General features: G+C 69.7%; 14 protein-coding genes. 10 read left to right on the top strand and 4 right to left on the bottom strand.

The genetic code is table 11. The features are described from left to right. Positions 1–100 precede the first annotated feature (100 nt). Positions 101–1,105, bottom strand: a complete 1,005-nt coding sequence (locus ACOZ38_RS27525; RefSeq protein ID WP_424534056.1) for a helix-turn-helix domain-containing protein — start codon at positions 1,103–1,105, stop codon at positions 101–103. 70 nt (positions 1,106–1,175) lie between these two features. Between ACOZ38_RS27525 and ACOZ38_RS27520 the strand changes: the two genes are divergently transcribed. Continuing rightward, positions 1,176–2,189: a saccharopine dehydrogenase family protein gene (locus ACOZ38_RS27520; protein WP_424534055.1), complete on the top strand. Its 1,014-nt coding sequence runs from the start codon at positions 1,176–1,178 to the stop codon at positions 2,187–2,189. Positions 2,190–2,360: 171 nt separating this feature from the next. After that, entirely contained in the window at positions 2,361–3,473 is a 1,113-nt protein-coding gene (locus ACOZ38_RS27515) for an AbrB family transcriptional regulator (protein WP_424534054.1), read from the top strand. A gap of 101 nt (positions 3,474–3,574) precedes the next feature. On the opposite strand, the gene ACOZ38_RS27510 is transcribed toward ACOZ38_RS27515, so the two are convergent. The 3 genes from ACOZ38_RS27510 to ACOZ38_RS27500 form a co-directional block, all read right to left on the bottom strand. Next, on the bottom strand, positions 3,575–4,309 hold the full coding sequence (locus ACOZ38_RS27510) for a hypothetical protein (RefSeq protein WP_424534053.1): 735 nt from the start codon (positions 4,307–4,309) through the stop codon (positions 3,575–3,577). Between the two features lie 288 nt (positions 4,310–4,597). Continuing rightward, positions 4,598–5,287 carry a response regulator gene (locus ACOZ38_RS27505; RefSeq protein ID WP_424534052.1) on the bottom strand — a complete coding sequence of 230 codons (690 nt, stop codon included), beginning with the start codon at positions 5,285–5,287 and terminating at the stop codon, positions 4,598–4,600. Further along, complete coding sequence (locus tag ACOZ38_RS27500) at positions 5,278–6,120, bottom strand: sensor histidine kinase (RefSeq protein WP_424534051.1); 843 nt, start codon at positions 6,118–6,120, stop codon at positions 5,278–5,280. Before ACOZ38_RS27500 ends, ACOZ38_RS27505 begins: the two co-directional genes overlap by 10 nt. 555 nt (positions 6,121–6,675) lie before the next feature. Here ACOZ38_RS27500 and ACOZ38_RS27495 point away from each other — a divergent pair. The 8 genes from ACOZ38_RS27495 (at position 6,676) to ACOZ38_RS27460 (ending at position 14,078) form a co-directional block, all read left to right on the top strand. Beyond that, complete coding sequence (locus ACOZ38_RS27495; RefSeq protein ID WP_424534050.1) at positions 6,676–7,689, top strand: hypothetical protein; 1,014 nt, start codon at positions 6,676–6,678, stop codon at positions 7,687–7,689. After that, complete coding sequence (locus ACOZ38_RS27490; RefSeq protein WP_424534049.1) at positions 7,602–8,504, top strand: SagB/ThcOx family dehydrogenase; 903 nt, start codon at positions 7,602–7,604, stop codon at positions 8,502–8,504. The genes ACOZ38_RS27495 and ACOZ38_RS27490 overlap by 88 nt, the downstream gene beginning before the upstream one ends. Further along, the gene (locus tag ACOZ38_RS27485) at positions 8,497–9,642 is read left to right on the top strand and encodes a ThiF family adenylyltransferase (protein WP_424534048.1); all 1,146 of its coding nucleotides are present in this window, start codon (positions 8,497–8,499) and stop codon (positions 9,640–9,642) included. Before ACOZ38_RS27490 ends, ACOZ38_RS27485 begins: the two co-directional genes overlap by 8 nt. Next, positions 9,639–10,769 (top strand): hypothetical protein, encoded by a 1,131-nt coding sequence (locus ACOZ38_RS27480; protein WP_424534047.1) that lies wholly within the window; start codon positions 9,639–9,641, stop codon positions 10,767–10,769. The genes ACOZ38_RS27485 and ACOZ38_RS27480 overlap by 4 nt, the downstream gene beginning before the upstream one ends. Beyond that, complete coding sequence (locus ACOZ38_RS27475; RefSeq protein ID WP_424534046.1) at positions 10,766–11,575, top strand: hypothetical protein; 810 nt, start codon at positions 10,766–10,768, stop codon at positions 11,573–11,575. Before ACOZ38_RS27480 ends, ACOZ38_RS27475 begins: the two co-directional genes overlap by 4 nt. A 99-nt stretch (positions 11,576–11,674) precedes the next feature. Next, entirely contained in the window at positions 11,675–13,639 is a 1,965-nt protein-coding gene (locus tag ACOZ38_RS27470; protein ID WP_424534045.1) for an acyl-CoA reductase, read from the top strand. Beyond that, complete coding sequence (locus ACOZ38_RS27465) at positions 13,636–13,767, top strand: hypothetical protein (protein WP_424534044.1); 132 nt, start codon at positions 13,636–13,638, stop codon at positions 13,765–13,767. The genes ACOZ38_RS27470 and ACOZ38_RS27465 overlap by 4 nt, the downstream gene beginning before the upstream one ends. A 14-nt stretch (positions 13,768–13,781) precedes the next feature. Further along, on the top strand, positions 13,782–14,078 hold the full coding sequence (locus ACOZ38_RS27460; RefSeq protein WP_424534043.1) for a hypothetical protein: 297 nt from the start codon (positions 13,782–13,784) through the stop codon (positions 14,076–14,078). Positions 14,079–14,123 lie beyond the last annotated feature (45 nt).

Raw genomic sequence — 14,123 nt, 5'->3', positions numbered from 1 at the left:
GTAGCTCATCGCGCTGATGAACGCTCCTCGCCTCGAAGTACCGAAAAGGGCAGAGCGCTCATTGCCGGCACCGGTCTTCTTGTGCTGTCCAGAGGGAACGTCATGCGCCGGTGCGGTCGCCATCCTCGTCGGCGGCTCGCTTGATCCGCGCGACCGCGCCGGCGTCGCGGAAGGTGCGCCGGTAGGTGCCGGGCGGGACGCCGACGGCCCGGTTGAAATGCCTGCGCAGGGTGGCCGCGGTCCCCATGCCCGTACGCGCCGCGATCTGCTCGACGCCGGCGTCGGTGGTCTCGAGGAGCTCCTGCGCGCGCCGGATCCGCTGGTCGTGCAGCCAGCGCAGCGGGGTGACGCCGACGGCGCCGTTGAAGTGGCGGGCGAGGTTGCGGGTGCTCATGCCCGCCCGGCCGGCGAGGTCCTGGACGGTCAGCGGCTCATGCAGCCGGTCGAGCGCCCATTCATGCAGAGCGGCGAGCGTGTTGCCCACACCGTCCCCGCGTGACAGCAGAGCGCCGGCGAACTGGGCCTGGCCGCCCGCGCGATGCGGCGCCACGACGAGGCGGCGCGCCAGCTCGTTGGCGACCGCCGCGCCATAGTCGTTCCTCACGATGTGCAGGGACAGGTCGAGGGCGGCCCCCTTGCCCGCCGAGGTCAGCACCGATCCCTCATCGACGTAGAGCACGTCCGGTTCGACCTTCACCGCGGGGTGACGTTCCGCGAGCCGGTCGGCGTGCAGCCAGTGCGTGGTGGCACGCCTGCCGTCCAGGAGCCCGGCGGCGGCGATCACGAACGCCCCCGTGCACAGCGACACGATGCGGGCGCCGCGGTCGTGAGCCGCGCGAAGCGCTTCCAGCAGTTCGGGAGGCGGGTCGGCCTCGACGTCGTCGCACGCCGGGACGATGACCGTGTCCGCGCTCGCCAGGGCGTCGAGCCCATGGGGCGAGTCGAGGCGCAGCCAGTCGCCCAGCAGGGCCCGGGGCGGCCCGCAGGATCGGAAGTCGTACCAGGGGTCGGCGAGGTCGGAACGGTCGACTCCGAAGACCTCGCAGGCCACCGCGGACTCGAACAGCAGCGCCCCCTCGTACAGCGCCAGCACCACCGAAGTCATGTCCGAAAGTGTACGCATATCGTCGCTTCAGACACTCGTGCTGCCGGGCCGGGACCGCGAGGATCGAGCCATGAACAGCAGGAACACGACGGTGGCCGTCTACGGCGCTTACGGCCACACCGCGAGATTCGTGATCGACGAGCTCGGGCGGCGCGGCTTCGGGCTGATCCTCTCCGGACGCGACGAGGAACGCCTTCTGGCCCTCGGCAACGATCTCCCGGGGGTGCCGATCAGGCCCGCGTCGGCCGACGACCCCGGGTCGCTCGACCGCGCGCTGTCGGGCGCCGCGGCGGTCATCAACTGCGCCGGGCCGTTCGCGCACACCGCGGTGCCCGTGCTCGACGCCGCCGTGCGCGCCGGGGCGCATTACCTGGACGTCTCAGCGGAGCAGGTCGTCTCACTCGCGATCTTCGAGCGCGCGGCGGACGCGAGCACGGTCGTGGTCCCGTCCATGGCGTTCTTCGGCGGGCTCGGCGACCTGCTGGCGACCTCGGCGGCCGGCGGCTGGACGGACGCGGACGCCGTCGAGATCGGGATAGCGCTCGACAGCTGGCATCCGACCGAGGGCACCCGGCTGACGGGACGGGTCAACGTGCCCCGGCACCTGATCTACACCGGAGGCACGTTCGTCCCTGCCCCTCGGCCGCCCCGGACCCAGAAATGGAACTTCCCGTCGCCGTCCGGCACGCTGGAGGTAAGCGAACTGGCCACCGCCGACTCGGTCACGATCTCGCGTCACCTGAGCACGCCCGAGATCCACGTCCATATGAACCAGCAGCCGCTTCGCGACGTCGGGGACCCCGGCACCCCGGCGCCCGTGGCCGCGGACGACAGCGGACGTTCGTCGCAGACCTTCCTCGTGGACGCCGTCGTGCGCAGGGGCGGGGAGGAGCGCCGCGCGACCGCGTCCGGGAGGGACATCTACGCCGCCACCGCACCCCTGGTGGTGGAGGCGACGGCGCGGATCCTCGACGGCCGGATCACCCGAACGGGCGCGGCGGCCCCGGGCGAGCTGTTCGACGCGCGGGACTTCCTGCGGGCCCTGGCCCCCACATCCCTCACCCTCCTGGGGGACGGTTCGTGATCCGGGCCGGAGGCGTCCACCGTCCCGGAGCCGGGCGGCCGCTTGCACCGCCTGAGATCCATTATCTGGCCAAGATTTGGCGAAGGGCCAGACGCGGCGTCGAGTGCCATCCATAGGTCTTCATAGCGTGGCAGTGTGGGCGGAACCTTCCGAGGTGTGAACTCCAGGCGCGTGTCGCCTCTGTCCGCCTCCGCTGGTTACCGGCGCTGGGTGTGCTGGCTGGGGCTGATCTTGGCGGCGTTCGCCGCCGGTGAGATCGCCGAACCGGTGCTGCCCGCTCCTCATCTGCTCACCCCGCTGCTGGCAGGTCTGGCGCTCGCGGTGCTGGGGCTCATCGCCCACCAGGTTCCCGGCGGGCTCAACCGCGCTTGCCAAGCCGCGCTCGGAGTCCTGATGGGCAGCTATCTCAATCCGGCCGGCTTGCACCAGGCCGCCGCGGCCATGCTCCCTCTGTCCGTCGTCACCGCGGCCACCATCCTGCTCAGCCTGGGCGCCGCCGCCGTCATGGCACGTATGGGGCATATCGATTGGCCCAGCGCCACGCTCGGGATGGTGGCCGGGGGCTCGGCCGCTGTCGTCTCCATCGCCGGTGATCTGCACGCCGACGGCCGCCTGGTGGCCTTCCTGCAGTACCTGCGCGTCGCGATGGTCGCCGCGACCGCCCCGCTCCTGGTGGGCTGGCTGCTCACCTCCCACTCGGCCGCGAGTCCCCTGCTCGACACCGACGGCGAACTGGGACCGGTCGTCACCGGCGCTCACCAAAGCGTCGGGCTGATCCTGCTGGCCTCCGTCGCGCTCGCCGGCACCCTGATCGGCCGCGCCGTACGCCTGCCGAGCCCCGCACTCCTCGGTCCTATGCTGCTCACCGCCGCTCTCACCCTCAGCGGCACGGTCGAGGGCTTCGCTCCCACCGGCTTCCTGCGCACCGTCCTGTTCACCGTCATCGGCCTGGACATCGGCCTGCGCTTCACCCGTCCCGCCCTGGCACGTGTAGGCCGTCTGCTGCCCCTGGCCGTGGCCTGCACGATCACGGTCAGCGCCGCCTGCGCCATACTGGCGTGGCTGCTCGCCACCATGGAGCACATCCCTCTCGCCGACGCCTACCTCGCCACCACTCCCGGCGGCATCAACGCCGTTCTCGCCACGGCCGTCGCCACCCACGCCGACGTCTCGCTCATCTCGGGCGTGCAGAGCTTCCGGCTTTTCACCATGGTCTTGCTCGCCCCCTTGCTGATCCGCCTCAGCGGCCGGCGCTCACCCGGCTCCCGGCCCCTACGGCGGTGACCCACGATGCGGGTGGCCGTGGTGAAGGTCAGCGGAGGGGAGGCCCAGGAGACGGCGCCGGCGGTGTCACGGGCGATGACGTTGACCGTCCTGACCAGGTCTCAGGACGGAAGCGGCTCCCTACGCAGCCTCGTGATCGCACTTGGCAAGGCGCTCAACGTCTGTTCCCGGCTGCTATAGGTGAGGAAAAGGGTGTCGTCGCGATTCGCCGGAGGAAATGAACCGGAATAGCAAAGCTCTGTCCTCGCGAAACCGTACGCGGCTAAAAGGTCCTGCTTGCGGGCGTTCTTCAAGAACACGATTCCCGTGTCCCAGTCGCTTCTGAACAGCTCGATCGTCAGTATCTTGGCCAAGGGGAGCAAGACGCCCGGTAATCCCTTTCCCCGCCAGCTCGGGTGGACCCAGTGTCCACCGTAGTGTGCCACCGCGCCGGAGATGACCGGCGTATCCGGAGGCAGAACGAGATCCAGCGGCCCGCCCATTCCCGTGGGGAGCGGATCGAACCACAGCCTCATGGAGCTTATGTGCCGGACGAAGTCGTCAGTGTGGACCATCCGCACCGCGATGCACGCAACGGTTCCTCCGCTGCAGTCCTTGACATCCAACCAGTAGCTGTTACATGGAGAAATGGGACTGCGCTCTGGATCGAAAGTAGGATTTATGCCATCGGCTTGCACTGCTGTCCGCATATGACGGACCCAACCTGAGATGTCTTCGTCGTACCCCAGTGTCAGCCGCTGCCGGCTGAACCAGCCTTCGGATTCCCTGAGAAACTCGTTCAGCGCCGAGGCGACGGCCACCGACCTACGGCCTATCTCCAGGATCTCATCGAGCATGATTTCAACCTCCGAACTCCTTGTGCCGTGTGGGCCTCTTCAAATGCGGGAGCACGAAACAGGTGGGGATCCCGGTATAGTGGACAAAATCTGAGCACTCGGACGCCGGCTGAGCCGTGTCCGCTATTCGCCCAGGAACTCACGCCGTCCTTGTGAATCACTAGTGACCCCTTATCGGGGCCGATCCTCGTGGCGGAGATGCGCAGGCGGAGTCGCGGATGTTCAGCTTCATGCGGCCGGCGGGATGAAGTGGCGCGGGGACTCTGGTAAGTGCCGCGTCGACGCCCCTCAGCTCGCCAGGTGCACACCGCTCTCCCGGCCCAGCCCGCTGCGAAGGTAGGTGAGAACGGCGAGGACGCGGACATTGACGTCCGCGCGCCCTTCGTTGTCGGCGAGGCCGAGCTTGTGGGAGATGGCTGTTATCCGCTTCTCGACGGTCTTCACGCTGTAGGCAAGGCGTCCGGCGATGGCGACGTTCGAGTAACCCTCCGCCACCAGCGACAGGACCTCGCACTCGCCGGGAGTGAGGCGGTGAAGGGGATCGACCGTGCGACGGCGCTTCACCAGCCGTCCGACGACTTCCGGATCGATGACGACATGGCCCTGGGCGATGCGGTCGATCGCATCGAGGAGAGCACGCGCGTCCGGGACCCGGTCTTTGATCAGGTACCCGACGGCATGGTGAGCGGTCGACAGCAGGCGCATGGCATATGCGGTCTCCCCGTAGTGGGACAGGACCAGCAGCCCTGTGCGGGGATAACGGACCCGGAGGACTTCGGCCGCGCACAGACCTTCGTCCCGCTGTCCGGGTGGGAGGCGGATGTCGAGGATGACGAGGTCAGGGGGAGCGGCGTCGACCAGACGCATCAGCTCGTCCACGGTGGCGGCCTGGCCCGTGACGGTGAGCCCGTTCTCGCTGAGCACCTCGCTGAGCAACTGGCGGAACAGGCCGGAGTCCTCGGCGATCATTATGCGCATGGCAGCTCCACTACTACTCGCGTTCCCCTGGCGAGGGGGCTTTCCAGCCGAAGAACGCCGGACAGCGCTTTGACCCGCTCGTCGAGTCCACGCAGGCCCGAGCCCTTGGTGGCGTCGGCGCCGCCGGTGCCGTCGTCGGTGACCTCGATCAGCAGGCGCCGGTCGCGCTGCTCGACCTTGACCCCCGCCCGCGTGGCGTTCGCGTGCTTGTAGGTGTTGCTCAGCGCCTCGGCGATGATGAAATAGGCGGGCTGTTGGACATGTTCCGCCCAGCGCACCGCAGGGACGCTTACGGTCACCGGGATGGGCGCGCGCTCGGCCAGCTCCTCCACGGCCACGCACAGCGTCTGCTCGGCAAGGGCCGCGGGATATATCCCCCAGGCGGTCTCGCGCAGTTCCCTGATCACTTCGACGAGTTGCGCGGCCGCGTCGGCGAGCCGCGGGTCGGGCCGATCTCCCGGCGGCCTGTTCACCGATCGCTGGACCATCATGGAGATCGCCAGAAGTCTGTGCTGCACCCCGTCATGGAGATCCCGCTGGATGCGGCGGCGCTCGGCGTCGACCGCGGCGACGAGCCGGCCATGTGAGACCCGAACTTCGTCACGCGTCTTGTGCAGCTCCTCGTGCAGGCGTGCGTTTTCAAGGGTCAGCCGCAGGACCGCCGTCGCCGCGTCCAAAGCTCGCCGGCGGCGGAGCCGCGGGTCGTGGAGCGAGGCGGCCAGAAGGCCCCGTCGCGTCGGCCGGTGCCCGGTGAGGAGCGCCGGCAGGTGCCGTGCGATCCTTGTGAGCCCCTGATAGAGGGCCGGCGGTGCGAGCCGTCCCCGTCGTGTCATCGGCACCGTGGCCCGGTCCCATCGCAGGGTGGCCGCCGGTTGACAGAAGGCCGTGTGTCGAGCATCGAGGCCGCTCTGGCTGTCATGCGACGGAGTCTCCACACGCCGTCTAGTCGCTCACTTAAGACGAGGCTCGTCCCGGCCGGGCGCCGCTTCCACCGCCGGGCGTGACCCGGGGCGGCGTATGGGTCTCCCGGGCGGATCGTCGGGATATCCCTCAGCGGGTATAGGGCATTCCCCATTGGCGTCCAGGGCGCGGAAAACGAGGCTGTGCATCGTTGACAGGGCGGGACCGAACCGTCCGATGAACACCGAAAGGAGGCGATGGCAATGGACACGCAGCGCGAGACCATCGTCGCGGTCCAGGAGAGCATGGTCGTCGAGGAGGCCGATTTCGTTCCGGCCCTTCTCCAGGACTGCTGACGCTTTCTGGTCGAACCGCGGGGCCATGCCGTCGGATGGCGGTCCAGGGCCCCGCCCTCCTTCGGACGCGCCATGCGGGCGTGCATCCGCCCCCGGGAGAAGAGCATATGGAACTGACGGTTTCTCCATCAGTTGTGCTTCGCGGCGGGCCGGGACCGTGAGACGCTGGCCGGCGACGTCGCGTCGAAGACCGGAATAACCCGGTCAGAGGCCGACAGGCTGATCGGGACATTGCTGGACATCGGCCTGATCAAGGATGCCGCCGTTCCCGCCGCCGAGCGACAGGAACGCTTCGGCGAGGTGCGGCGCCAATGGAGCGAGTTCGGCTGGGTCGAGGCCGCGGAATATCACGCCGGCACCTATGACTACCCCTTTCTGGACTACGCCGAAGGGGGCCGGATAATCGACACGGCGCGAATGCGGCAATATGTCGAGCAAGAGCCGGACGATATCCGGTACAAATACTACGACGGCGCGCCTCGCCTGGATCTTCCCGCCCCATCGCCCGAACTGGCTCCCGGCTCTCTCGCCGACGCCCTGATGCCGGTTCCCCATCGCAAGCCAGACAAAGACGCCCTGTTCGCGATCCTCTCGCTCACCTTCGGGGAGATAGGAAAGATCCAGAACGGACGCTGGCAGCGCGTCCCCATGATGCGCAGGACAAGTCCCTCGGGAGGCGCGCGGCATCCGTGTGAGGGGTACGTCATCGTGTTCGACGTCCCAGGAGTCGAAGCGGGGACCTACCACGTTCTGCCGGAGGGACCGCGGCTGGAGACCGTGCGCGCGGACGTCCCGAGCCCGGAGGAGTTCGCCGCGATGTTCCCCGTGGAGTTCCACCGGCTCGAGCACGCCATCTCCGCCGTCATCGTGCTCTCCTGTGTCTTCTCCCGGAACATGTATCGATATCGAGAACCGAGAACGTTCCGCACCGTTCACAATGACGCGGGCCACCTCGCGGACTCGCCGTCATCAGCGATCCGATCAATCACCGGCGGGCCGCTGTCGACGTCGAGAGCCTGGTCAACGCCCTGCTTCCCTCCGCCGGTCGGCCCGAAGACGTGGACCGCGCCGAGAGGCTCACCACCGAGTTCGAACGGCGTGGCTGGCTGCCGGCCGGTGAGCTCGGACCGGACCGGCTCGCCATGATGCGGCGCTGGTGGGAGCGGGGATGGCACCCGTCGCTGAGCTACTACCTGTGGTCCCGGCATCACAACTTCAGGGACTCCGATGATCCGCAGGGAGCCGCCCGGCGTTCGGCGTTGAGCGAGTACCTGCGGCGCGGGGAACCCCGGCCCCGGGTGAAGCCGGAAGGGGCCCGCGTCCCGCTGCCCGCACCGCCGGCGCCGCCCGCGGACCGCACGTTCGGGCGGCTGCTCATGGCCCGCCGTACGGTGCGGGGCTATACACCGGACCCGGTGGGCCTCGACAAGCTGAGCGGTGTCCTGCATCACGGGCTCGACGACATCCGCGCACTCCGGGAACTGCCGAAGGACGACCCGCTGAACTGGCTGCGGTCACACGGATCTCCGTTCGACTTCTATGTCGTCAACTACGCCGCCGAGGGGCTGGATCCTGGCATCTATCACTACTCGCTGGACGAGCACGTCCTCACCGCCGTCGCGCATGGCGACCACCGGGCGGAAATGGTGAAGGTCCTCGTAGGGATGCGCGGCCCGGAGACGGCCGCGTGGACCTTGGTGATGGTCGCGGACTTCCAGCAGTACCAGTGGCGGTACCGCCACGAGAGAGCGCTCCGCCATATCTACATGGCGGCGGGGCGGATCGCGCAGCGCCTCATCCTGGTCGGCTTCGGCTTCGGCTTCGGCCTCGGATCGCTGCCCACTCCCGCGACCCGCGACCAGGACACCTGCGACCTCCTCCGCCTCGACCCCGTCCGCCAGACCCCCGTCTACACGCTGACCATGGGGCCGGCCCACCTCTCCGGAGACAAGGATGACTGAGACCACCGTCCGGCTGCAGGCCGGCTGGACATGGAAAGAGGAGGGGGACGACGTAGTGGTGTCGTCCCCCCTCCACCCGAAGCGGCTGCGCGTCCGGGACGCGGACCGGTCGGCCCGGGGAGTCCTGCGCCGGCTGAGTGAGGGCGTGCGCGTTCCGGACGGGCGTGAGGCCGGCGAGTCCTTCGCCGGCGCGGACGGACCGATCGCGTCGGCGCTGCTGAGGCGGCTGGAGGAGCTGGGCGCGGTCGTGCGGCGGGTGCCCGGCGACGACGTCATGGCTCTGTCCGGAAAGGACCTCTACGACCGGCAGATCCGGTTCATGAGCTACTTCGAAACCGACGCGGTCTCCGGCATCGCGATGAACCGCAGGCTCCAGGACGCCTGCGTGATGGTGCTGGGCATGGGCGGGCTCGGCGGCTGGATAGCGCTTCTGCTGGCCAGGCTGGGCGTGCGGCACATCGTCGGAGTGGATCCCGACCACATCGAGCTGAGCAACCTTCACCGGCAGGCCCTGTACGGACGCTCTGACGTGGGCCGTCTCAAGGTCGATGCGGCGGAGTCCGCGCTGCGGGCGGCCGATCCCGATATCCGGTACACGGGGCTGGACCTGTGGATCAACGAGCCCGACGATCTCATTCCGTTCCTCGACGGTGTGGATCTCGTCATCAACGCGTTCCCGTACCTGCCCTCGTTCGGCAACGCGCCCGGAGCCGCGGCCGAAGCGGCCCTCGCCGCCGGCGTCCCGGCCCTGAACATGCCCATCACGCACGGCATCGGGCCGCTCACGGTGCCGGGGGAGACGGCGTGCGTCCGCTGCGCGTGGCCGGTGCTGCTTTCCGACTACCGCATCGGCGAGGAGAACTCCGTGTCCAACCCGCTGTGGGCGGGCAAGGGATTCCTCGCGGCGCTCGCGCCGCGTCAGGCCATCTCCGCCGGCGTCGTGGTCTGGGAGGCCACGCGATTCCTCAGCGGCATGGACCGTGCGCGCACCCTCGACGGGTTCGCCACCTTCGACGTGTCGGACTACGGAGGCCACAGGTTCGTGGAGGTCGCCAGGAATCCGGACTGCGAGCTGTGCGGTACGGCGGTGCTGAAGCGGGATCCCCGGCGCGCGGTGCCCGAGTGGGGCGAGTCGTGAGCACCGGCGGAACGGAAGTCGTCCCGCCCGCCGATCCCATCGACGTCGTACTGGGGCGCGACGGGATCTACCGGTCCTGCGCGGAGGAGATGCCGCTCAGCCGTGCCGAGCTGGTCTGGCGGGCGGTGCGGTCGCATCGCGAGACGAACGACGCCTACGACCGTTACTGCGTACGCCAGGGCCTGCCCGACCAGGACGATCCGGAGCTCCCTCTCGATCGCGTGCCCCTGTTGCCCACGGTCCTGTTCAAGCGTGATCCCGCCCTCGTGCTCTCGAAGGGAGGGACTCCGCCGCTGACCGACACGACCAGCAGCGGCACTCTCGGCACGGTCTCGACCGTCCCGCGGTGCGACGCCACGCTGATGCGGTTCTTCGGGACGGTGGCCATCGGCGACCGCGAGATCCTCGGCTCCGAGACGTTCGACCGGGCGGTGTTCAACGTGGGTCCGACGATCCGCGACGCTCCGAACCTCTGGATCGCCATGGTGATGGCCGGCGTCGGCGTCATCATGCCCAGCCGTTCCTATCTGGACGAAGAGCGCTTGCTGGCCGAGGAGCTCGCGCGCGACCTGCAGCGGGACGGCAGGGACCGCAACGTCCTGCTGGTGGGCCCGCCGCCGCTCCTGCTCGATCTGGCCCGGGTGGCCGCGCAGGACACCCGGCTGCGGCTCGGGCCCGGTTCCCAGGTGCTGACGATCGGCGGCTGGAAACGGCGCGGCGGGGAGATGGTGGAGAAAGCGGCCTTCCGGAGCCTGATGGCCGACGCGTTCGGACTGGAGCGCGACGACCAGGTGCGCGACACCTACAACATGGTGGAGCTGAACTCGGTGCTGTTCGAGTGCGCGCACCACGCCCTCCACGTGCCGCCCTGGCTGGCGGCGATGGCCCGGGACCCGCGGACGCTCGCCGTCCTGCCGTCCGGGGCCGGTGGCCTGCTGTCGTTCCTCGACCCGACCGCCGTCAGCTATCCGTGCTTCATCCTCACCGACGACTTCGGCTCCGTGAGGTACGACGCGCACTGTGCCTGCGGGACGGCCGGCGACACGGTGACGATCGAACGCAGGGTCAACCGGGTCGAAAGCCGTGGATGCGCGCTCAAGCTCGATGTGGAAGGACGAAGCTCGTGAACGACGAGACGCAGGTCTTCGAGGTCGAGGGGAGCCCGGTCACGATAACGGTCGACGCTCCCGCCGGGCCCGAACGCGGCACGGTGATGATGCTCGCCCCCTTCGGGATGAACTCCGGCTCCCTCTTCGCCCCCGCTTACGTAATGGCCCACAACGGGTTCCGGGTGCTGCGGGTGGATCCTCGCAACGCGCCCGACGGCACGGCAGGGGCGGTGCGGGGACTGCGGCTGTCCCGCATGTCTCGCGACGTCGGGGAGGCCGTGGACCGCTTCGCGCCCGACGCGCTGTTCGCGATGAGCCTGTCGGTGCCCGCCGCCGTCAGGGCCCTGCGCGGCCGCGGCGGCGTGCGCGCCGCCAGCTTCGTCGTACCGGTGGTCCATGTGCGTGCGACCGTGCGGGAAGTGTGCGAGGAGGACTGGTACGACCGCGCCGAATGGGACGCCGAGACGGAGACCGTGCAGGTGCTCGGGCACACGATCGACGTCGACCTGGTGCGCGACGGCCGGCGGCACGGATTCGAGACTCCTGACGACACCCGTCGCGACCTCGCCGACGTGTCCGCGAGGGTCTCCTTCGTCGCCGGCGATCGCGATCCTTGGGTGGACATCGCCGAGGTCCGCGCCGTGGCGGCCTCCGCCGGCGCCGACGTCGCCGAGATTCCGGCGGCGGGCCACCTGCTCTATCGCAACCCGGTCCTGGCGATGCGGTTCTTCGAGCGAGCGGCCGGGTACCTGCTCGGCGTCATCGCCCCGGACGCGCCTCCTGTGGCCGTCCCCCCTTCAACGAGATCGTCAGCACGCTCGTGAGCACGCGGCGCGCGGCGCGGACATCGGACGCGCATGCCGGCGGCGGCGCTCCCGAACGCGCCGGGTCCGTGGCCTGAAGACCGGAGGCGAGTCACCGCGATGAACTACGAGACGCTGGACATCCCCATGATCCTCAATGGGGAACTGATCCACCCGGATCATGCGGACGAGGTGCGGGTGCTGACCTACGAGTCGGGTGTACGGGTACGGACTCCTCGTCCGACACCCGAGCACGTCGCCCGGGTCGCGGGCGCCCGGCGGACCGTAGGCCGCCGCCTGGCCGCCCTGAGCACCGACGAGATCACCTTCTTCCTCGGCGCCGTGAGCGACGAATGGCTGTCCGGGCAGTCGGAGGGACGACGTTTCGCCGAGGAGTACGGCCACCGGGTCACCGGATACGCGCCCGGCATGATGACCGAGGACTACACGACCATCGGCCACTTCATGAACGAGAGGTTCCACACCTACGATCAGATCGCCGCGGAGTTCGGCAACGAATGGATCCTCGACGAGTGGGTGCCGCACCAGCTGTGCCACATCAGGGCCTTCCCCCGGGGGCTGGTCGTCCAGTACCTCGTCGGCAACCTGCCGCTCTCCTCCCTGTACAGCCTGCTGCGCGGGGTCATCACCCGCAACCTGACGCTGGCCAAGCTGCCGTCGCGCGACCCCGTGAGCGCGTACGGGCTCGTCAGGACGATGCTCGAAGTGGACCCCGGCCATCCGATCACCCAGTCGCTGTCCCTGCTCTACTGGCCCCAGGACGATCCGATCGGTGACCTCGCCCTGAAGGAGGCCGACTCGGCCTGCGTCTGGGGAGGCGCGTCGGCGGTCGAGTACGTCAAACGCCACGTGCGCGAGGGCGTGCCGGTGGCCGAGTTCGGGCCCAAGTGGAGCGCGGCGGCGATCGACCTCACCGCCTGCGATCCCGACGAGGCGGCCTACCGGCTGGTCGAGGACGCCTGCTTCTACGACCAGGAGGCGTGCTTCAACACCCAGCGCGTCTACGTGCGCGGCGACGTGACGGAGTTCGTCGAGCGGCTCGCCGTGCACCTGGAGCGCTTCTCCACCCGGTTTCCGCTGGTGGGCGCCAACCGCGACGCGCTCGCCCATCGATCGGCCACCACGCTGGAGGCCGGTTACCTCGGTCTGGCGACGCGGTCGGGGCACGACTGGGCGGTCATCGTCGCGGACGGCGAGGAACCCTCCGCGCACCCGCTGACCCGCACGCTCATCCTCCATCCGGTGCGGCGGTGGGAGGAGGTCACGCGGCGGCTCGACGCGCGCTCCCAGACTCTGAGCGTCTTCCCGCACGAGCTGTCACGGGAATACGGGACCGAGTGGGCCGCCGCCGGCGCGGACCGGATCACCGACCTGGGCTGGGCGCGGATGCCCCGGGCCGGATGGACGCACGACGGGGTCTACGGCATGCATCCCATGGTCCGCCTGGTGGTCCTGGAGCGTCCGCGGGCGGAATTCGGCAAGTACTACCCGCGCCCGGAGGACTACTCCGGCTGGCAGCGCAAGCACTTCGCGGGTGAGGAGTGGTGGGCCGTCCCCGTGGTTCCTCCGCGGTGGCGCCCCGGTGGCGCAGGCGGCCGGCGAGGTCTCTGGCACATGATCGAGCCGCTGTCCGGGACGCGAACCCTGGCCGCCGTCCAGATCGATCCGCACGGCGGCCAGGACCGTCCGGTCACCGTCGGCGTCGCCGGCGGCGGGACCGTGAGCCTGACGCCCGGCCCGCGGACGCCGGGTGAGGAGGTCGCGCACTGGGTGATCCCCGGGCTGGCCGACGCGCACGTGCACGTCACCGGAATGCCGCCCGAAGCGGCCGCCGGCTTCACTGCGGCAGGCGTGCTCACGGTACGGGACCTCGGGGCAAGGTCGCGCTCACCCGGGCCTGGGGCGGCGCCGAGGGACCGCAGGTCGTGTCGTTCGGCGGCCAGCTCGACCAGGCGCCTTTGCACCCGCACCTGTCGCCCGCGCTCGGGGCGACGGGCATCCGGCACTTCGGGGAGATCGCCGAGCATCTCCGCGACCTGGCCGCCGGTGGGGCGGCGGGCATGAAGCTCTACTACGGGTTTCCCCCCGAACTCGTCGAACCGGCCGTACGCGCCGCCCACGAGGCCGGATTGCGGGTCGCCTGCCATCTGGGCACCGGCACCCTGCCCGGATTCTCCCGGTCCCCACGCTGACGCCGTTCGCCCTGATGACCACCGAGGAGGCGGGGACCGGGCTCGTCGGGATCTTCAGCCGCCAGCGCTCGGTGGACCGGCACGTCCTCGACGCCGGGATGGCCGCGATGCTGGAAATGGTGAAGGTCATGAACCAGGCCGGCGTCGCCGTCGCGCTCGGCACCGACAGCGCTCACGGAACGGGGGGTCGGGCCGGGTGCGAGTACGGCGCACGAGATCCGGCTGCTGCTGGAGGCGGGACTCGGGGAGCGCGAGGTCCTGCGCACGGCCTGCCCGTCGCCCGCCGTCGCCGACCGGCTCGGCCTGCCTGAGATCGGGACGGGCGGGAGCCTCGTCGTCCTGAGCGGACGGACCCT

It is taken from the genome of Sphaerisporangium viridialbum, assembly GCF_049674955.1.
In the GTDB taxonomy this organism is placed as follows: domain Bacteria; phylum Actinomycetota; class Actinomycetes; order Streptosporangiales; family Streptosporangiaceae; genus Sphaerisporangium; species Sphaerisporangium viridialbum.
This window is presented reverse-complemented; position numbering and strand designations above follow the sequence as displayed.

Excerpts from the sequence above, each read along its gene's own strand:
- ACOZ38_RS27465 (WP_424534044.1), top strand. The coding sequence starts at position 13,636 with ATGAAGCTCTACTACGGGTTTCCCCCCGAACTCGTCGAACCGGCCGTA.
- ACOZ38_RS27505 (WP_424534052.1), bottom strand. The coding sequence starts at position 5,287 with ATGCGCATAATGATCGCCGAGGACTCCGGCCTGTTCCGCCAGTTGCTC.
- ACOZ38_RS27520 (WP_424534055.1), top strand. The coding sequence starts at position 1,176 with ATGAACAGCAGGAACACGACGGTGGCCGTCTACGGCGCTTACGGCCAC.
- ACOZ38_RS27500 (WP_424534051.1), bottom strand. The coding sequence starts at position 6,120 with ATGACACGACGGGGACGGCTCGCACCGCCGGCCCTCTATCAGGGGCTC.
- ACOZ38_RS27460 (WP_424534043.1), top strand. The coding sequence starts at position 13,782 with ATGACCACCGAGGAGGCGGGGACCGGGCTCGTCGGGATCTTCAGCCGC.
- ACOZ38_RS27510 (WP_424534053.1), bottom strand. The coding sequence starts at position 4,309 with ATGCTCGATGAGATCCTGGAGATAGGCCGTAGGTCGGTGGCCGTCGCC.
- ACOZ38_RS27470 (WP_424534045.1), top strand. The coding sequence starts at position 11,675 with ATGAACTACGAGACGCTGGACATCCCCATGATCCTCAATGGGGAACTG.
- ACOZ38_RS27485 (WP_424534048.1), top strand. The coding sequence starts at position 8,497 with ATGACTGAGACCACCGTCCGGCTGCAGGCCGGCTGGACATGGAAAGAG.
- ACOZ38_RS27525 (WP_424534056.1), bottom strand. The coding sequence starts at position 1,105 with ATGACTTCGGTGGTGCTGGCGCTGTACGAGGGGGCGCTGCTGTTCGAG.